The sequence below is a fragment of the Maridesulfovibrio sp. genome, assembly GCF_963666665.1.
Classification (GTDB): domain Bacteria; phylum Desulfobacterota; class Desulfovibrionia; order Desulfovibrionales; family Desulfovibrionaceae; genus Maridesulfovibrio.
In genome coordinates this window covers 750,388-769,575 of the sequence record NZ_OY762999.1, presented here as the reverse complement: position 1 = coordinate 769,575, position 19,188 = coordinate 750,388, and the positions used below count along the sequence as shown (strand labels likewise).

The 19,188-nt window shown below is 44.9% G+C and carries 20 protein-coding genes; 11 read left to right on the top strand and 9 right to left on the bottom strand.

Annotated elements, in window-relative coordinates:
• Positions 1-13: 13 nt before the first annotated feature.
• The 6 genes from ACKU40_RS03460 to ACKU40_RS03435 form a co-directional block, all read right to left on the bottom strand.
• Positions 14-784, bottom strand: a complete 771-nt coding sequence (locus ACKU40_RS03460) for a transporter substrate-binding domain-containing protein (protein ID WP_320175133.1) — start codon at positions 782-784, stop codon at positions 14-16.
• 61 nt (positions 785-845) lie between these two features.
• On the bottom strand, positions 846-2,279 hold the full coding sequence (locus ACKU40_RS03455; RefSeq protein ID WP_320175132.1) for an FAD-dependent oxidoreductase: 1,434 nt from the start codon (positions 2,277-2,279) through the stop codon (positions 846-848).
• Positions 2,280-2,291: 12 nt separating this feature from the next.
• Positions 2,292-3,248: a glucokinase gene (locus ACKU40_RS03450; RefSeq protein WP_320175131.1), complete on the bottom strand. Its 957-nt coding sequence runs from the start codon at positions 3,246-3,248 to the stop codon at positions 2,292-2,294.
• A gap of 212 nt (positions 3,249-3,460) precedes the next feature.
• Positions 3,461-4,330, bottom strand: coding sequence for a MotA/TolQ/ExbB proton channel family protein (locus ACKU40_RS03445; protein ID WP_320175130.1), 870 nt, complete (start codon positions 4,328-4,330; stop codon positions 3,461-3,463).
• An 11-nt stretch (positions 4,331-4,341) separates the two neighbouring features.
• On the bottom strand, positions 4,342-5,064 hold the full coding sequence (locus ACKU40_RS03440) for an OmpA family protein (RefSeq protein WP_320175129.1): 723 nt from the start codon (positions 5,062-5,064) through the stop codon (positions 4,342-4,344).
• A gap of 242 nt (positions 5,065-5,306) precedes the next feature.
• The gene (locus tag ACKU40_RS03435) at positions 5,307-6,263 is read right to left on the bottom strand and encodes an MBL fold metallo-hydrolase (RefSeq protein WP_320175128.1); all 957 of its coding nucleotides are present in this window, start codon (positions 6,261-6,263) and stop codon (positions 5,307-5,309) included.
• A 158-nt stretch (positions 6,264-6,421) separates the two neighbouring features.
• On the opposite strand from ACKU40_RS03435, the gene ACKU40_RS03430 reads away from it, so the two are divergent.
• The 5 genes from ACKU40_RS03430 to ACKU40_RS03410 all read left to right on the top strand — a co-directional run bounded on the left by ACKU40_RS03430 (position 6,422) and on the right by ACKU40_RS03410 (position 12,064).
• Positions 6,422-7,018: a nucleoside triphosphate pyrophosphatase gene (locus ACKU40_RS03430; RefSeq protein WP_320175127.1), complete on the top strand. Its 597-nt coding sequence runs from the start codon at positions 6,422-6,424 to the stop codon at positions 7,016-7,018.
• A 133-nt stretch (positions 7,019-7,151) separates the two neighbouring features.
• Positions 7,152-8,357 (top strand): diguanylate cyclase, encoded by a 1,206-nt coding sequence (locus ACKU40_RS03425; RefSeq protein WP_320175126.1) that lies wholly within the window; start codon positions 7,152-7,154, stop codon positions 8,355-8,357.
• Positions 8,358-8,658: 301 nt separating this feature from the next.
• Entirely contained in the window at positions 8,659-10,416 is a 1,758-nt protein-coding gene (locus ACKU40_RS03420) for an AMP-binding protein (protein ID WP_320175125.1), read from the top strand.
• A gap of 189 nt (positions 10,417-10,605) precedes the next feature.
• The gene (locus ACKU40_RS03415; RefSeq protein WP_320175124.1) at positions 10,606-11,361 is read left to right on the top strand and encodes a transporter substrate-binding domain-containing protein; all 756 of its coding nucleotides are present in this window, start codon (positions 10,606-10,608) and stop codon (positions 11,359-11,361) included.
• A 19-nt stretch (positions 11,362-11,380) separates the two neighbouring features.
• Positions 11,381-12,064 carry an AraC family transcriptional regulator gene (locus ACKU40_RS03410; RefSeq protein WP_320175123.1) on the top strand — a complete coding sequence of 228 codons (684 nt, stop codon included), beginning with the start codon at positions 11,381-11,383 and terminating at the stop codon, positions 12,062-12,064.
• Here the strand turns inward: ACKU40_RS03410 and ACKU40_RS03405 are convergent.
• Positions 12,022-12,411 carry a VOC family protein gene (locus tag ACKU40_RS03405; RefSeq protein ID WP_320175122.1) on the bottom strand — a complete coding sequence of 130 codons (390 nt, stop codon included), beginning with the start codon at positions 12,409-12,411 and terminating at the stop codon, positions 12,022-12,024. The two genes, ACKU40_RS03410 and ACKU40_RS03405, sit on opposite strands and share 43 nt — an antisense overlap.
• A gap of 247 nt (positions 12,412-12,658) precedes the next feature.
• Between ACKU40_RS03405 and ACKU40_RS03400 the strand changes: the two genes are divergently transcribed.
• The 3 genes from ACKU40_RS03400 (at position 12,659) to ACKU40_RS03390 (ending at position 15,348) form a co-directional block, all read left to right on the top strand.
• Complete coding sequence (locus ACKU40_RS03400; protein ID WP_320175121.1) at positions 12,659-13,513, top strand: GNAT family N-acetyltransferase; 855 nt, start codon at positions 12,659-12,661, stop codon at positions 13,511-13,513.
• 219 nt (positions 13,514-13,732) lie between these two features.
• A complete protein-coding gene (locus ACKU40_RS03395; RefSeq protein ID WP_320175120.1) occupies positions 13,733-14,119 on the top strand; it encodes a GNAT family N-acetyltransferase in 387 nt (128 codons plus the stop codon).
• Between the two features lie 302 nt (positions 14,120-14,421).
• Positions 14,422-15,348 (top strand): hypothetical protein, encoded by a 927-nt coding sequence (locus ACKU40_RS03390; protein ID WP_320175119.1) that lies wholly within the window; start codon positions 14,422-14,424, stop codon positions 15,346-15,348.
• A gap of 77 nt (positions 15,349-15,425) precedes the next feature.
• Here ACKU40_RS03390 and ACKU40_RS03385 read toward each other — a convergent pair whose 3' ends face one another.
• Positions 15,426-15,902 carry a (4Fe-4S)-binding protein gene (locus tag ACKU40_RS03385; RefSeq protein WP_320175118.1) on the bottom strand — a complete coding sequence of 159 codons (477 nt, stop codon included), beginning with the start codon at positions 15,900-15,902 and terminating at the stop codon, positions 15,426-15,428.
• A 368-nt stretch (positions 15,903-16,270) separates the two neighbouring features.
• Here ACKU40_RS03385 and ACKU40_RS03380 point away from each other — a divergent pair, with 368 nt between their 5' ends.
• Entirely contained in the window at positions 16,271-16,891 is a 621-nt protein-coding gene (locus ACKU40_RS03380; RefSeq protein WP_320175117.1) for a LysE family translocator, read from the top strand.
• A 15-nt stretch (positions 16,892-16,906) separates the two neighbouring features.
• Here ACKU40_RS03380 and ACKU40_RS03375 read toward each other — a convergent pair whose 3' ends face one another.
• Positions 16,907-17,653, bottom strand: a complete 747-nt coding sequence (locus ACKU40_RS03375) for a transporter substrate-binding domain-containing protein (RefSeq protein ID WP_320175116.1) — start codon at positions 17,651-17,653, stop codon at positions 16,907-16,909.
• A gap of 145 nt (positions 17,654-17,798) precedes the next feature.
• Between ACKU40_RS03375 and ACKU40_RS03370 the strand changes: the two genes are divergently transcribed.
• Positions 17,799-18,410, top strand: coding sequence for a hypothetical protein (locus ACKU40_RS03370; RefSeq protein WP_320175115.1), 612 nt, complete (start codon positions 17,799-17,801; stop codon positions 18,408-18,410).
• A gap of 10 nt (positions 18,411-18,420) precedes the next feature.
• On the top strand, positions 18,421-19,062 hold the full coding sequence (locus ACKU40_RS03365; protein ID WP_320175114.1) for a cyclase family protein: 642 nt from the start codon (positions 18,421-18,423) through the stop codon (positions 19,060-19,062).
• The last annotated feature ends 126 nt before the right edge of the window (positions 19,063-19,188 follow it).

Sequence of the window (19,188 nt, the reverse complement as noted above, 5' to 3'; positions counted from 1 at the left end):
CTCTATCCTTTGACTACTCATCAAAATATTTTTTCTTTATCCGATCCAGAGTTCCATCTAAACGCATTGCCTCAAGGGCTGCGTCAAATCTATCACGCAAACGCCCCAATTTACGCTTTCTGGAAAAAGCAACATGGACAGCACTTATATTAACCGGAGGGCCCAGCCTTCGAATCTGTCCCGCGACGCCCATTTTATGCATGGTATTTAATGAGGAAAAAGTATCGCCTACATAAATATCAAATCGTCCTCTAAGAAGCTTGGTAATATTCATTTCCGGAGAAACGCCTATTTCAACACGTGATTCCGGAACTTCATTCTTGAAAAAGGAATCTACTTCCTTCCCATAGCTGTAACCGCCAACCACTCCGAATGAACAGTTCTTAAGTTGAGTTAAATCACCGTTAAAAACAAGAGGGGAATCTTTGCGTACAAAAAAAGATATCTTCTCAGCACGAACAGGTTCACTGAAAAACATCTTCTCAACCCGCTCAGGACGCCTGAATATACCGAAGACGCCATCGGTTTCTCCGGCCATTCCCATTCTCAATGCTCGTGACCACGGGATAAGCTCAATTTCCAAATCTTCTCCCATACGGCGGAAACATTCTTCTATGACTTCTATGTCATAGCCTTTAAATGTACCATTCTGTGAATACGAATACGGCTCATATTCCAAGGAAACCAAAGAATACCCTTCCGCCCATCCTGTCAGGCTTACAAGTAACATGCAAACAAACAAGGCTGATAATAGTGCTGTATTTTTTAGTATTTTAGGAGACATATATCAATATTACCTTAAACCGATTCCCGATACAATATATGCACAAAACTCACACAACCAGCTAGCCGCGATACGAAAACAACAACTTCAAAACACTGCGCACCCGATCAGAAAAAATTTTCTCACCAAGTAATTTTCCGGCAACTTTCTTATTCATCTCCGCAAGTGTGGGATAAGGATGGATAGCCCCAGCAAGAGTTGCTAGCCCCACCTTACCGTTCACTGCAGCCACCCACTCTGAAAGCAACTCTCCGGCATGTACCGCTGCAATCTGGCACCCGATGGGCTTATCCTTTTCATTGAGCAGCAACTTGATCCGGCCTCGTCCCTCGCCTTCTGCAAGGGCGCGATCACTGGAGGAAAACTCTTCAATTACCGTTTTAAATTTAATACCTGTCTTCTGCGCTGCTTTTTCATTCATACCAACACTGGCTAGTTCAGGATCAGTATAAGTACACCAAGGCAACCAAGTGTAATCAGCCTTACGCGGAATTTTAAAAACCGCATTGGAAACGACGATTCCGCCTTCATATCCTGCGGCATGGGTAAAAAGATGCTTACCGGTCACATCTCCAGCAGCATAAATATGCGGAACTAAGGTGCGCATACGGGCATCCACCACAATAGAGCCATGCTCAATCTCAACACCTATATTCTCAAGCCCCATACCGGAAGTATTGGATCTGCGCCCCATGGCGACCAATAATTGCGAACCGGTAACTATCAATTTTTCCCCACCGGATTCCAGCTGAACTTCAACACCCTCATTGCAGTTCCTGACCTCATGAACCTTTGCCCCAAGGATAAAACGCACCCCATCCGCAGCCATACCATCCATGACATAACCGGCCATATCCTCATCTTCACGGCTGAGAATCTGATTGCTGCGCTGAATGACCGTGACTCTGCTGCCAAACCGCTGGAACGACTGGGCCATTTCCACAGCTATGGGACCACCGCCGAGCACAACCAATGATTCAGGGAGTTCCTGCAAGGTAAATATATCTACATTGGTAAGGTACGATACTTCATCAAGACCTTTGATAGGCGGTACAGAGGGAGAAGAACCCGTGGCAACCACCCACGAACGGGCCGAGACATTACTTCCGTTTAAGAAAACCGAGTAAGAATCAACAAAACGGGCTTCCCCGAAACGAACCTCAACTCCCAACGAGTTGAACCGCTCCACGGAATCGTGAATCTGGATAGTATCAATAACATCCCTGATCCGCTTGGAAACCTGAACGAAATCCACCGGAGGAAGCTCAACTTCGGGTAGGCCGAAATCACCTGCACGGCCCATAAGATGACGCACTCTGGCGCTACGGATCAAGGTCTTGCTGGGCACGCAGCCATAGTGCAGGCAATCCCCGCCCAGCTTCTCTTCTTTATCAATCAGAAGGACCTTTACGCCAAGTTGTGCGGCCCCGGCCGCAATAGTCAGCCCTGCAGCTCCACCACCGATAACGCCGAGGTCATAATCATATCGAGCCATCCCATCTCCACTTTAAATATGCAGCACACCACGCAAGGCAGCTCCGTAGAGCCCGCTCTCCTGATTGTCATTTAAAAATACAGGTATCTGCTTCAAAAGATCACCCATGGAACTGGAATCGAGAAATTCTTCAATGAACACAGGCTGCTCAACCACGAAGGGATTTTTAGCCACAATACCTCCGGCAATGTACAACCCTCCGGTGGCGCAAACAGTTATGGCATAATTGCGGCAGCAACGGGCAGTGAATCGCGAATACCATTCCAGGGTCTTACCGCCCTGCTTCATCTTTTCAGCGACCAGTTTCGGTTCAAGGTCTTCTCCGGTAAGATATAGGTGCAGCATATTCAAGCCGCGTCCGGTGAGCACTTCATCACCGCAGCAATAAGAAATTTTGCGCTTATCCATAACGAAGTTACAAAAATCCAACTCATCTACTGTCTGGCAGGGGAAGCTGATATGCCCGCCCTCGGACGGCACAGGAACATACCCCAGTTCGGAGACAGGAACAGGGACCAATGCACAATGGCCCAATCCGGTTCCGGCACCGATCACTCCCACCGTACCTGTAGGTGAAATTTCAGCATCATGGATGATCCGGCAGCCCTCTACCGCCGGAGTACGGCAGGCATAGGCCTGAGCCGCAAAATCGTTAATCAGCACGGCAGCGTTGAAGCCGTATTTTTTATAACCGCCCCGAAAATCAACATCCCAATCAACGTTGGTAACATTGCAGTAAACACCGCCAATTACCGGACCGGCCACAGCTATAACCGTGACATCAAAATCCGACGGCGAGTACGGAAAATCACTTGCGGCCAACATTTCCATAAGATGATCAAAACTGCGAGCTTCAACACTGGAAAGCCAGACAGTTTCCTTCATAACCAGCTTATGGCCCGGGCCGGATTCAAATGCGGCAAACCTGCTGTTTGTGCCCCCAATATCTACGGCAAGAACAAGTCCCATTATAGCAATCCCCTGCTCTGAAAATTAATTTTCTTTTCCCGATAAACTGACCGAAATTCTAATACATTCATAGAAATAAATAAATGAGATTGATTCAATGCTTCCTGCCTTGTCAAAAACCGGACACAGAAAAACCCGGCACGGACTATCCCTTCTCGGGATGCCGCACCGGGCATATGATTCAATTATGTTTGGAGATCTGTTCTATCTGCCTAAGACGCCTTAGCCTTCACTAAAGGGACTTCATGCAGAATCTTGTCCTTGGAATTCTTCTCCTCCCGGCGCATCTTGATATACTTGCGGGTAATATTCCTGAGTGCTTCAGCTTTCTCTTCGCGGTCATCCACAACAAGAAAAGCTGCAAGTTTTCTTTCCAGTTTGTAAGGATTCTGTTCATTTTTAATGGCAAGTACACCATCAAGAATCATCTTCTGGTTAATCAGCTCATTGCGGGTCCGGCAACGAACTGTTTCAGCCATGGGCGCGAAGATCATATTACTGAAGATTACACCATAGAGAGTTGAAATAAAGGCTACCGGAATATGTTTAAGGATCATTGCCGGGTTATCAATCCCCATAAGCAGGCCGATCAAACCTATTACTGAACCTGCAACACCGAAAGCTGGGGCAAAACGGGCCATGGACTGAAATACACGCTCGGATTCTCCGCGGCGCATATTGAAAAATGACATTTCAGTCTTCAGGCAATCCTTAATTTCATCTTCCTCAAAATTATCCACCAGCAGCATGAGTGCATGGCGCAAAAAAGAGATCGTTGTTTTTTCGCCCGCTTTTTCAAGGGAAAGCATGCCGTCCATCTTGGACCGGACACTCAAGTCAAGCAGGGTCTCAACAATCTCCTCATGTGTAGCAAGGCGGCTGGAATAAGTGTCCTGCACCACCCGAAAAGCTTCACGAAGCTGCTCCACCGGATAGCTGAGCAGAACCGCAACAGCCAGACCGGAGAGAACAATGGCAAGGGCCGCAGCGTTCCAGTAAAGGGCAATTCCACCGCTGAGCCAAAAGCTTCCGGCAAAGATGGATGAGGCGACTATGACACCGATTAAATTCTTTTTATTCATTACAGACCTCCTTACTGGGCATTGACGTCGGTATTAATGACTACGATCTCGACCCTGCGGTTGTTGCCTTCCACCTTGCCCATGTCATCGGGCAGTTCCGGAGCAACTCCGCCGCGTCCGCTGACTATAATACGGACCGGATCGATTGATTTTGTATTGATCAGATATTCTGCAACCTTGGCGGCGCGTCTTGCGGAAAGTTCAAAAGCGTTCTGCGTGCCCACTTTGTCAGCGTCAGAAGCATCAGTATGGCCGATAATATGAATGGCGTGCTTGCTGGTTTTGAGCACTTCAGCAACTTCAGCGAGATACTTGCTGGTCTTGGCACCAAATACAGTCTGTCCGGGAGTGAAAAAGGCACTGCCACGCATGACAATCTTAAGTTCCCCATCCTCTTCCTTCATACTCACGGCACCGTCATTGCTGCGATAAAGCACATCTTCGGGAGTCATGATCACTCTGGCAGAACTTGACATGGCGTCACGATGAAATGAAATCATTTCGATCAAGCCGTCAGCAGGATTCATTGCAACCTCTGACTGGGCATTACCCTCGAAAATGACTTTTATATTCTCCTTCGATTGGCTGTAGATAAACAGCACAACAAAAAGAACGAACATAACCATCATCAGGTCTGACCACGGAACTGCCCAGCCGTTCATGCCGGAAGTATCCGTGTCTCCTGAATTAAATTCCATAAGGTCAAGTTCACATTTAATTTCATCGAATTTCATACCATGCTCCATCATCTGCTGAGTACGGGATAACCCGAGGTTCTCTTTCGATTCTTAAAGCAAGGGTAATGCCAATCACCATAACAGTGTATATTACAGGGGCTAAGAAAGACTATTTTTAGTTAAGGAAAGGATAAAAATTGAAAAAGTCAAAAACAGGACATAAACGGATGATCTGAAAAAAAAGACGCTCACCGGAATCGGCAAGCGTCATTCAATTGATCTGCTAAGCTGGAACAATACTACAGGTCGATACACAGCCCGTCCTGAGCCATAATAATCTTATCCGGCCGGAACTCGGCAAGCTGCGAAAATTCAATGGTATCATCCAGAAACTTCTGGAGCTGAAAATCATTCATCACAGGTTCCTGATGGAATAGGCAAAGGGTTTTGACCTTAGCCATACCTGAAAGCTCAACCGCAATGATATTATTGGAATGCCCCCAATCTTCCTTGATGGAATTAGCCTCGGCAAAAGAATACTGGGCATCCATGATCAAAAGGTCCGCTTCCTTAAAAAATTCAACAAAGCCCTTATCCGCAAGGGCTGTAGCACTTTTGTGCTCACAATCCGTTGAATACACAGCAGACTTGCCGTCTTTTTCAAAACGGTATCCGAAAGAACCACCCGGATGGTATTGGGCCTTGATCTCAATATCGACTCCGGCAACTTGAAATTTCTGCCCGTTCTTCAACCGAACAAAATCAAATTCTGCAGCCAGATTATCAAAATGAACCGGAAAGCATGGCTCACTCTGCTGATTACGCAGAACCTTTTCAATATTGGGATGCCCACCGTAGAATGTTATTTTATTACCGGGAATGTATGCGGGAACGAAAAAAGGGAAACCCTGCACATGATCCCAATGCAGGTGGGACATGAGGATATGAAAATGCGCTCCCGGAGCACCATGACGGTCAGCCATAATCTTGTTACCCAGATCTCGCAGTCCGGTGCCGCAATCGCAAATGATATATTCATCCCCCTGCCCTTCAACCTGAATACAGGGAGTATTGGTTCCATAGGAACCACGAACAGGGAAAGGGAGCTCATTGTCAATAAACTGGTCAAGATCCGTAGTTGAGTCGATTCCCTTTTCAACTGCGATCTCAAGTGCGGCCTTGACCTTGGCTCTGGCTCTTTCGGCATTGAATGTGGCAGACAGGGAACCTCGTGCTCCCCAGATGCATACCTTCATTAATTACTCCTGTTCAGAAATTTATTAATTATTACATCCAGAAGCACAAAAGAGCAACAAAAGCGTATAAAAAATAACATAATTCCTACCAGAGCCATTCACATTTGATCATTTTCAAACTATCAACCAACAGTACCAATCACCAAAAAGGAATTATCATGAGCATATATAGAACAGTAAAACCGCTGATTCTCGGATCAGGCTCCCCGCGCCGCAAGGACCTGCTGCACTCAGCCGGACTGGAATTTGAAATCAAACCCGCAACATGTGAAGAACCAACCCCGACTCCCGGTCAGGATCCGGAAGACTACGCAACAAAAATGGCCGAACTCAAAGCCATAAACGTTGCTGAAAACAATCCCGGAACATACGTACTCGGTTCCGACACCATAGTAGTCCGTGACCGCGACATCCTCGGTAAACCCGTAGACCGTGAAGAAGCCTACCAGATGGTAAAATCCCTTTGCGGAAGAAAACATAAGGTAATCAGCGGCTGCGCGCTTATTTCCCCTGAAGGCAAAAAAATGAGCTACGCAGTCTCCACCGAAGTTGAGTTCATAGATTTCAACGAAGCAGCAGTACGAGCCTACGCCGCCACCGGAGAACCGGACGACAAAGCCGGAGCATACGCCATTCAAGGCCAAGGAGCGTTTCTGGTCAAAGGTATCAGCGGATCATACACCAACGTAGTGGGACTGCCCCTTGCGCGTGTCATTGAAAGTTTGATGGATTGGGGAGTGATTGTTGCGGGATAGGGATGAGTGCACACCTTTTATACATATAAATAATGATCTTTTTATCCAATTCGCATATGATAGTATTTTCCAGAAGACCGTCTGCTTAGTCGCAGACAAATAACATTTTGATAACCACACCGGACAAGAATAAATGCTGGCCCTGATAGACATGCGAACAATGCTGCAAGTCGGCGCAATGGTATGCCTTACTTTAGCACTGGTTATGACTTACTATTTTTTTGCTCGAAAAACATATCAGGGATTTCAACACTGGACAGCTGGATTTGTATGCGTGGGCATAGGAGCAGTTTTAGTTTCTATGCGAAATTTACTTCCGGCTTTTATTTCGATTATTTTAGGTAATTTTCTCATTATCATGATGCCTGCCTTACTCCTGTATGGCCTGGAAGTCTTTTTAAGCCTTGAGCAAAGACAAACAAAACTCAACACAATAGCCATAGCGTTATTTGTTTCAGCCTTCTTATGGTGGACATATATCAGCCCAAGCGTACACTTTAGAATAATATGCATAAGCATTCTAATGGCTTTACTTTTCGCACAATCATTTTACATCTCAATAAAATACATCCCATCAACATTAGGCAAACAGGAATGGTTGTTTGTTGCAACACTGGGTATATCTACCATATCTTCTGCCTTTCGGGCGACAATAACTATATTAAGTATAGGCAATGTAAAATTTATAAACAACACAAACATTCTACAATCAACAGCCCTACTTTTAATTATATTAAGCGTAACAGCATGCGCTTGCTCTATTCTTATATTGAACTCTTATCGAATGGAAAACGACCTAAAAAAAGCCAGAGACAGAATTGAAGGACTCGTCAATATTGATGATTTGTGCAAAATTTATAACAGAAGATTTTTTAACAAAAAACTAGTTCAAGAATTTACTAGACACCAAAGGACCTCAACACCCTTATCTCTGCTGATGCTAGATATTGACTGCTTTAAACTATACAATGATACCTACGGACACTTAGCAGGAGATCAATGCCTTACACAAGTTGCATCTGTATTGAATATGTCCGTGGGCCGATCTTCAGACATAACTGCGAGATATGGAGGCGAGGAATTTGTTGTTCTTCTACCGAACACGGAAACCAAAGGTGCCCAAAATGTAGCTGAGACCATCCAAAAAGGTTTAAAACATGCTGCAATCCCCCATAAAGCCTCAACTGTAGCTAACACTATAACCTTAAGTATTGGTATCGCCACAATCATTCCAGAAAGATCAACCTCACCTAATTTGCTTATTAAGCATGCCGATCATTCTCTATACATAGGAAAAAACAATGGAAAAAATCAAATTCAAATATATACGGACACATAACAATATCCCACACAACTCCCCACCAACAATAAACAGGACCGATACACAGGATCAGGCGGATGCAGTCCCACATGCCCACCACACAGTTTTAAATAAATTTAAAAAACGCAGCTATAAACATAGTTAGACGGCCACTGACGCGTGTCATTGAAAGTTTGATGGATTGGGGTGTGGTTCTTGCGGGATAGGGGTAAAACATACATTCATGATGCTTTACTGCTGTGGTTACTCTTGACCCAACACAATTTAACGATCACACTGGCGAACCAATTTATATATAAGGATATGAGGAGACTTGATCGTGAATCTGCAAGACACCCCGACCCTGAAAAATGCGCTAGCACTTAGTGCCGAGAAATATACAGACCGCCCCGCTGTCTGCTTTGTGGGCGAAACACCCATGACCTACGGTGAGTTCAAAAAGCTGGTGGACGACGTCTCCTTGCTGCTCCACAGCCGCAGCATCACCAAAGGCGACAAAGTCGCCATCTTGAGCGAGAACATGCCCAACTGGGGTGCCGCCTATCTTGCCATCACCTGCATGGGGGCCATTGCCATTCCGATACTCACCGAATTTCACGAAGGTGCAGTTCATCACATTCTCCGCCATTCCGAATCCAAAGCCATCTTTGTTTCCGAACGTCTGCAGCACAAAGTGGATGAATACGAATCCGATGATCTCCACACAGTTATCACTATCAATGACTTTTCGCTTTCCACAAACGAGGGACTGCGCCAGACTTTTAAGGAAGGCATGGTCCAAGCACGTAAATCCTTTGAACACGTCAAGGAACAGGTCAAAGAACGAATCAGCAAGGAACTGGAAAAATACACAGATATGGGCAAAGAATTCGTTCGCCCATCAACTGAAATCGACGTTGATGACATTGCCGCGATCCTATACACCTCCGGCACCACAGGAAGCTCTAAAGGCGTCATTCTCACACACCGCAACATTGTGTTCAACGCCATTGCAAGTGCCAATATCGTTGACGTGAATACCGAGGACCGTCTTGTTTCGGTCCTGCCGCTGGCGCACACCTTTGAATGCACTCTGGGCATGGTCCTGCCGCTCATTCATGGAGCTTCCATTCATTACCTGCGTAAGCCGCCAACTCCCAAAACCCTGCTCCCGGCCATGGCCAAGGTTAAACCGACCATGCTGCTCATCGTGCCGTTGATTATTGAAAAAATTTTCAAGAACCGCGTCCAGCCCAAGCTCAAGGGGTCCGGCATCATGCGCAGTGTCATGAAGCTCGGTGCTGCCCGCAAAAAGCTCTATGCTGTTGCCGGTAAAAAGCTCATGGAAGCCTTTGGCGGAAAGCTTCGCTGCATGCCTATCGGCGGAGCATTCCTGGCACCGGAAGTCGAAGAATTTCTTGTACATTCAGGTCTGCCCTATACCGTTGGCTACGGCATGACCGAGACCAGTCCGCTCTGCACCGGTGAACCAGCCAGTTCCACCCGTTTCCGTTCTGTCGGACGCCTTCTTAAGGGCATGGAAATAAAAATAGATAATCCCGACCCCGAGACCGGCGAAGGTGAGATTCTGGTCAAAGGCCCAAACGTTATGCAGGGCTACTACAAGGCACCTAAAGTCACGGAAGAAGTACTCATAGGAAACGGCTTTCTCCGCACTGGCGATCTCGGTTACATTGATAAAGACGGATACATTTTTCTGCGGGGTCGCCTGAAGAATGTGATCATCGGTCCCAGCGGCGAAAATATTTATCCCGAAGAAGTCGAATCCATTATCGGCGAATGCGACTACGTATTGGAATCAATTGTCTATCGCGCCGAGGGCAAGCTTGTTGCCCGCGTTCATCTCGATTATGTCAAATTTGATGAAGAACTCGGTACCGGTAAAATGATTGAGTCAAAAGCCCGCGAAGCCGTGCATAATCATCTCGATTCCATCAAGAAGACCGTCAACGGCAAGGTCTCCAGTTTTGCGAAAATCTCCAAGGTAATCGAACAAAGCGAGCCGTTTGAAAAAACTCCCACTCAAAAGATAAAACGCTATCTCTACATAGACATGGAAGAAAACCAAAAACGATAGAACTTATTCAATCGACAAGTTACAAGCCAATTTAGCACCCAAATAGACCATCCCGAAACAGGCACATCGCAGACTTATCACCCCGCCCCAAGGACCAACCATAGGGTCTTTTGGGGCGGGCATTTCAAGCATTTAATTGCTGCAAAAAAAATGTCATGCTAAAGTAAAGTTTAATTACAGGGATAAAATATGTACTATCAATGGAAAATAAACTTATTCAAACTTCTAATAATAATTCTATTGCTTGGTGCAGTTCGAAATGCACAAGCTTATGAACTTACTATCTTTGCAGACAACTGGCCTCCATATAACTTCAAAAAGAATAACAAGATTGTTGGAATCAGCACAGAACTGATAGAAGCAGCACTACAAAAATCTAAAATTAAATATAAAATTCAAACACGCCCTTTTAAACGGGCTTTACTTACTGTTCAAAAGAAGCCGGACACTATGCTCTTTACAGTGGCACGCATTCCGCAACGCGAGGATCTATTTTCCTGGATTGGCCCCCTACACCCCAGAAGAGTATACTTTTTTAAATTAAAAAATCGTACCGACATACAGATTGGTGGAGTAGATGATATTAAAAAATATTATACAGGCGTTCTTTCGGGAGGCTCTATTGAACAATTCTTTAACTCCAATGGGTTCCGGGATGAAAACTACTGTTTAGTCAGCAACTCTGAACAATTATTAAAAATGCTCTTTAAAAAGCGCATAGACCTTATTCCGGGAGATCCGCTAGATTTGGCCTATCAAATGAATACGCTGGGATACAAGTATTCAGAACTTGAAATTGCATACCTGCTATCTGAGGAAGGCGGTTACTATATGGTAGCAAATAAAAAGACTCCGGCGAGCCTTTTAAAAAAAATACAAAAATCCTTAGAAGAAGTTTTAGCAACAGGTCTCAGAGATCAAATTATAAAAAAATATGTGAAGTGAGTTTTACAAAGATATTAACATGATTCATGAAAACCCAATTCTAGCAACTTGGTCTTCTATAGCTGAGAGCTCTAAAGTATTTCCCGTTATGCCCGATGGTTGCCGCGACTTGATCATTAAACAAAATCCGGGCTGCCCGACGCACTTATTTATCTCGCCGCTCATGTCCACTCCCCAGAAGATTTTTGCTCAAAAAGGCACTGCATTTATCGGGATTCGGCTCAAGCCCGGTGCGTCAATTGCGGCTCATATACTCAACGATCATCCCCTGCCGGATTCCATACAAGGACTGACCGAATTAGCATATGATGCCGCTTCTATGTCTGGAGATGTCTCAGATATGATGCGCTGCTTGGCTCTGGCTACGACACCTGCCACTGCTGCCAGCGACTTGGGCGTTAGCCTGCGAACTTTGCAGCGCCACACCATGAAAGTAACAGGGCAGACTCCCGACTTTTGGCGCAGACTGGCCCGGGCACGCAAGGCTGCCCGCTATATCTTGTCCGGAGTCCTTTTGCATGAAGCTGCCCAAGCTTGCCATTATTCAGACCAAGCACACATGACACGGGAGTTAAAGTGCTGGTTCGCCATGACTCCCGGCGAGATAGCCGCCAGCCGGCATGACCGCAACCATCCCTCGTGGGGCATCTGCCATATTGGCTATGATGCCCCGGAGAGCGGCGAGCAGATTTCAATCAGATAGCCGTTGTTGTCGACAACGTAGGCTGTGGTCTGGCCCCACGCTTCATCACGTACCTCTTGCACCACAGTAGCTCCGGCAGACCTGGCTTTCTCAAGGGCGGCAGCCACATCTTCCGTTTCAAAAGCAATTTCAAAAACCGGAGAAGATGGATCGGGGATGCCGGGAGATTTACCAAGTTCAGTCATAAGGCGGCGCGATGAAAAAGACAATGTCGTTGCCCCGGTATTCAGTTCTCCATAATCTCCGGATTCATGAATCATGATGCGCTGCAGCCCAAAAGCCTGCTCATAAAACTCAATACTGCTGGTCACTTCCTCAACGTAGAGGATGGTATATTTTAATTTCATTGAAGGCTCCTTTTTGATTTTTTACAAACCTACTACTAGTCCGCGTTTTAGTCTTGAATAATCGCGACAAGATTTGAAATGTGCCATTCTACTACGCTTGAAGACTGAAACATAAGTCCATTGACGCTTGAGGCTTCGCGTTTTACCATTTTAATCATACAATCGCTCTGTTCCTTCCTAAATGATTATGAGCCAGAGAAGTTAAGATGAGGTTGTTCCGGAGCAATAATTAAATTGGTGACATTCAATGGAAAATTTCACTATTCATACCATGACTAGGGACGAACTGAACTGGGCAGTGGATATGGCTGCCAACGAAGGTTGGAATCCGGGCTTGAATGATGCGGAGGCATTTTATGCTCAAGATCCAAACGGCTTTCTTATCGGACTGCTGAACGACTCTCCTATCGGATGCATCTCTGCTGTAAGCTATGGCGGGACCTTCGGATTCATCGGGTTCTATATTGTTGCCCAGCCCCATCGGGGCAAAGGTTACGGCATGAAACTCTGGCGGGCAGCCATGGAAAAGATGCAAGGACATGTCGTTGGTCTTGACGGCGTCTTCGAGCAACAGGAAAACTATCGCAACAGCGGATTTGACTTTCAGTACAGCAATATTCGATTTGAATTCCGCAACACATTGCATACCGCAACAACACAATTACCTGCAGGACTGATCAAGACTGCCCCTACTATGCTTGAAGAAGTTGTCTCTTATGAATCCAAGCTGTTTCCCTACGCAAGGGAAACGTTTTTATCCAAATGGCTGAGCTTACCAGACTCTGTCGCTCTAGTCTCTCGCTCGGAAGGCCTCCTCAACGGATATGGCGTGATACGTAAATGCCGTTCCGGGAGCAAGATCGGCCCCCTTTTTGCCGACAACGGAGAAATCGCAGAACTTTTATTCCAGAACCTTTGTGCAAGTGTTGACGCAGAGTCCTTAATATACCTTGATGTTCCAGAGATAAACGCTCAAGGATTATCATTGGCTGAGCGCTACGGCATGAAAAAAGTTTTTGGTACAGCGCGTATGTATGCTGGACCGGCACCGGATTTGGATGTGAATAGAATTTTCGGCGTCACAACATTCGAGCTAGGATAATCCAAGCCCACCCCATCATTTTGTCAAATATTACGGCTTTGATAATATTTTTGGAAAGACTGTAATTGTAAGAGTGTGCCAACTCAGATCTACCCCATGTATAATATACGGTAATGTCGGTCATACTTAAAAACAAAAAGGGAATACTTTGTGCGAATAATCCATGACAACCTAACGAATCCCCAGATAATTGCCCTTCTGGAAGAACACCTCCGGCATATGATCAACATAACTCCTCCGGGTTGTGTGCATGCTCTTGATCTGGAAGCCTTGCGCAGACCGGAGATAACTTTCTGGAGTGTCTGGTATAAGGAAGAATTGCTTGGCTGCGTAGCGCTGAAAGAACTTGATCAGTATCACGCTGAAATCAAGTCCATGCGAACAGCTACCATTCATCAAGGGAAAGGTGTTGCGTCCTATCTTCTCCGGTTCATTATTAACGAAGCAAGACGTCGAGACTACAAGCAGCTGAACTTGGAAACAGGGTCATATGAAGCTTTTGAACCTGCACGCAAACTATACGAAAAATTCGGATTCACCTATTGCGGACCTTTTGCTGACTATAAGAAGAATGCAAATAGTACTTTCATGAGCCTTGATTTGTAACATCCAAAAAACAACTCCCGCACAAGATAGAAATCAGTTTAGGTCATATCTTTCTTCATTACTTACCTTTATCCACTCTTACTCAATTTTTATACTGCCCATTTGGAAACAATATGCTCCGTAACTATTATAGTTGCGGTCCATATTAATTATTCCCAACTCACCCCAAAAAACGTCATGGCAGCATAAAGATTCCTTGGCTCAATCCGGGCTATCATGATAAATTTAAGGTGCGAAAGAGCCTTAAAATACCCCACTAAAACGAGAGGGAAATTTTAAGAATATATTCCTTGGGGATAGATATGACCAGAATAGAAGAAATCCAAAAAAGAATAACTACAACTCCGAATCGGGAAGACATAAAGACATGCCTCCGCGAGGCCATTTCATTGGCCAGAGGGCAGGACGCCCTTTTAAGTATACACTATCTAACTCTTTCAATATTCGGACTCCTCAAAATCAAAGACCTTACCAAGCCGGAAAAGAATGCTTTCAATGATAACATCGGAAAAATTTTGGGCAGAATTGACCTCATGCCCACTGTAAAGGAAGCAACCAGCGGTGAGGCTTCCTTGCTTACCACCTTCGAAACTAAAGGTCTGAAACAGATCTTCACTAGACTGCAAGAACTCAATAAAGACATAAAAAGAGTAGAAAAAGAAGCTAAGAAAAGAAAAACTTTAGAGAATGAAAAAAAACTAAAAGTAGAACTGACAGCAATATCCCGAGAACTGGAAAAAGGGAATGTCGCTGCCGCTAAAAGCAAAGCCGACCGCCTGATTGAAAATAACCCTAAAAACAAATTCAAATTTTTAGACCAAGTAATACCTATATTCGAAGAAAAAGAATCTATCAAAGGATGGTGGCATTATCTGCAGCTGCGCTACGATCCCAAAGAATGCAATCTTGATGAAGCCAAGCATTGTGCGACCAAGGTTGCTAAAATCAAGGATCTTGATGATCCCAAAAACGCACAGAACTGGTATCGGAATAATCTGGATTACCGCCTCAGGGTATGGGAATTAACCTCGAAAGAAGATCATGCAGAAATGGATGCGATAGTAGAAGCTTGTTACAACCTAGCTATTTGCGTTTATTATTGCAGGGATGATATAAACGGCATGAGACCTCGAAACTTTGGACGATCTTTGATAGAGGAAGGACTTAAATATGCTCCTGATTCTCCACATCTAAAAAAGATGGCTAAGACATTCGGAGTCAGGTTTTAAGAAGTGCGTAGTTCATATTATTAATAAAGCCGCCCGTTACATACGACGGGCGGCTTTAATATTTAAAAAAAAAGTAATCATCCTTTAAAACCGTTTTCCTTGTGTGAGCCATCGCACAACGGCTTCTTCCCCGACCCGCCACAGCGACAAAGGGTATAATGATCAACCACAGGCAACAGTTCATCCGAATTCTGGTCATCAATCAGATCAACCTCTCCCTGAACATGCAAGGGGCCGTTTTTATAGACAACTACTCGCGGTTTATCAAAATAGGATCTGACATGCACTCCATCAAGAATGTAACTTAATGCCCCTGACGGACATTTTTCAATAGTTGCGATAATTTCTTCTACCGGCGCACCATCAGGGTCATACTTCGGTTTGTCATGAGTACCGAATACGGATTCAAGCTCACCGCAGGCCCCATCCCCCATACAAAGATAACAATCATAAACAATTGTTATTTCTTTACCTACATAGTGCTCCGGTTCCATCTTCTCGAATTTTTTTCTAGATCCTGCAAAACCTGCTGCTGAATGGCTGCCGTCGCACATGGGCTTATATTTAGATTCTCCACAGCGGACAAGGAACAGACACGCGGAATCTCGATAGAACTACCATCAGGTGCTATCAATGGAGTATCCACAGACAAAAACGGGCTATACTGAGTAAGTACTATCTGGCTCTTCTTCACTGAATCCCCCTTTGCAAAATTATACGAAAAACAGAATCAGAAACATCTTAACTGATAAAAAATAGCATAAACTCACATTTTTTGGGAATAGTTTGAGTAACAGAGAAGGTGAAAGAATCTAAACAAGTATACTTATACAGGAACAAAGGGAGACTTTAAAAAGTTAATCCCTTGCCTCTCAACATTTCATGATTATTATGGAGACAACCCAATCTAATGGAGCAAAATATGATCAGCTATGAATTTTTAATTACAGCGCTAGTTGTGGTACTCATACCGGGAACAGGAGTAATTTACACTGTCTCTAACGGGTTATTCCTTGGGAAAAAAGCCAGCCTTGCTGCAGCAGCCGGATGTACTGCCGGAATAATCCCCCACCTGGCAGCATCCACTCTGGGATTATCAGCGATACTGCACATGAGTGCACTGGCATTCCAATTTATGAAATTTGCAGGAGCGGCTTACCTGCTCTACCTTGCATGGATTACATGGAAAGACACGGGCGGCTTAAGTTTCAACAAACCCGGCGAAGAAAAAAATACCCAGTTATGGCATATTGCTAAGCGAGGATTTCTCATAAACATCCTCAACCCGAAATTATCTATATTCTTTCTTGCTTTCCTGCCTCTTTTCGTTCCGCAAGAAGCAAGCTCTCCGACCCTTTATATGATTACCTTAAGCGCTGTTTTCATGGCTATGACTTTTGTCGTATTCATTGCATACGGCCTTTGTGCAACAGGTGTACGCCATCAGGTAATATCTTCACCCAAGATTATTCGCTGGATGCAAAGATCGTTTGCAGTCATCTTTGCCGCTTTGGGGCTGAAATTGGCAGCAGCAGAGCAATAGAAGTAACCGTATATCTTAACGGTATTTATCATAGATTTTCGCAATAATTCCGTCATTCAGGAGCTTGTCTATCGCTTTGTTAAACCTCGGAAGAGCATATTGCTTACTGGGGTGAAAACGAATCATCATATCGAGAGAATCATAGGACTTACCGACCACAAGCTTATCCCCAATACCAAGCTCCCTGATCTGGTACAGCGCTGTATCTTTATTTATAAGTGCCTGATCTAAACGACCTGCAAGGAGCAATTGCAATAATTTATCCTCGTTTTCTAAAATATGGGTATTGATTCTCCCGTCTGCAAAATATGCACTGTACACCGGATAATGATACCCACGCACGACTCCTATACTTTTCCCAAGCAAGTCTTGAGGGGTGACATCGGGAATAAACGTCTCAGCCCTGAACAGAACAATTGAATGAGACACGGCAAACGGTTTACTGAAAACGCCCAAAACTTTAGCAGACTGCCGCCATGCGGGGTTAGACATGGGTTCAATATCTATTTCACCACGATCAAATTTGCGTTGAGATCTATTAAACGGGCACCGTACAAACTCAATTGTATCTCCGGTTTCCTTTACAAAGGCATTGAAAACATCTTTTACAATACCGGTTTTAGAGTCACCATCTTTATAATAATACGGAGGCAAGGCCCCCTCGTGCACCATAACACGCAAATTGTCCGCAAAACTATCATCGACGGGGACAACACCGATCACTAAAGATAATAAGACAAAAACAATCGCCACCTGCTTCATTTTTAGCTACCCCTCCCTAAAATCCCCTCTTTATAAAATAAAAAAAGCTATATACCTTAAAATCAGCTTCAAAACAATAGGACTTTAACCTACGTTGATGTAGCATTATTAGAGAGTAACACGACAATTCACTTCAGGAGAAAAAATGCTCAAAGCATTATTCACTTCATCTTCCACCCTGCATGAACTAGGGACTGTTGAACATGAGGATGCTGTTTTTGTCTTGCCCTTCATAGATAAAGAGCTGACAAACCGCTTGGTCGAAGTTCTTATCCGCAGGGCATTGCACCCCGGACTGCTGGTTCTTGTTGATGACGATGAACGTTTGGGTTTCATGAAAATTGCTAATTACGTATGCTCCCATTCATCATCCCGCTACTTCGGATACCTTGCACAGGATGCCTTTCCCGGTGACGGCTGGTTGCGATCATCAATTCAAACTCTGGACCAAAGTGGTGCATCACTTCTGGCATTCAACGACGGACGCTTCCACGGCACCCTTGCAGTGTTCGGTCTGGCTCGCCGAAGCTGGCTTGCCAGCCTTTACCATAAATACTTATTTTTCCCCGGCTATAACAGCCATTTCGGGGACACCGAACTTACAGCCATAGCCATTCATCAGAATAAGCTTATCTACAACCCCGGCTGCCTGATGGTAGAAGTTGATTATGAAAAACACCAGAAAGGCAACAATCCAGATGATGCAACTTTATACAAACTGCGGGAATCACAAGGTTTCGGCGATATTATAAAATAAAGAGGACTCAATGCCTGTAATCGACATTTCTCATACAATCAAAAACGGCATGCCCGTTTTTCCCGGTACGGAAGCCCCGACCATTGAAGAAGTGTTTTCGCATGAAGTGCATGGTTTTCGTGAACATAGGCTCAACATATTTTCACACATAGGAACTCACATAGACGCCCCAAACCATATGCTTCCTGAGGGCGAAACCCTGGATGAAATGGACGTCAGCCGATTTATAGGACCGGGGATATGCATTGATTGCACCCACAAGACTCCGGAATCGCCCGAGATTAGTATTGACGACCTTACTCCCTACGAGACGGAGATAAGTGAATGCGACTTTGTCCTGCTGAACACCGGCTGGAACAAACACTGGGGTACTAACAAGTATTTCACACGCTATCCGGCCTTAAATGAAGCCGCTGCCAGTTGGTTGGTTGATTTCAACCTGAAAGGAGTAGGAGTGGATGTTATTTCGATCGATTCTGCAGAGATCAGTGGTTATGCGGTGCACAATATTCTTTTGGAGCAGGGTACGATCATCATTGAAAACCTGAACAACCTTCACCTATTGCCGAAAGATGGTTTTTTATTCTCCTCCCTGCCGCTCAAGTTCGTGAGCGCTGACGGATCACCGGTAAGAGCCATTGCGATTTACTAACAAAGATGTATGTATATCTGGAGGGTTACAATACAATCACGAAAAATTAAAAACCCATACCACCCTACCGCAAAAACCCTCCACCCTACTCAAAAACCCTACCCTCAAATACAGTTCTAATTACCC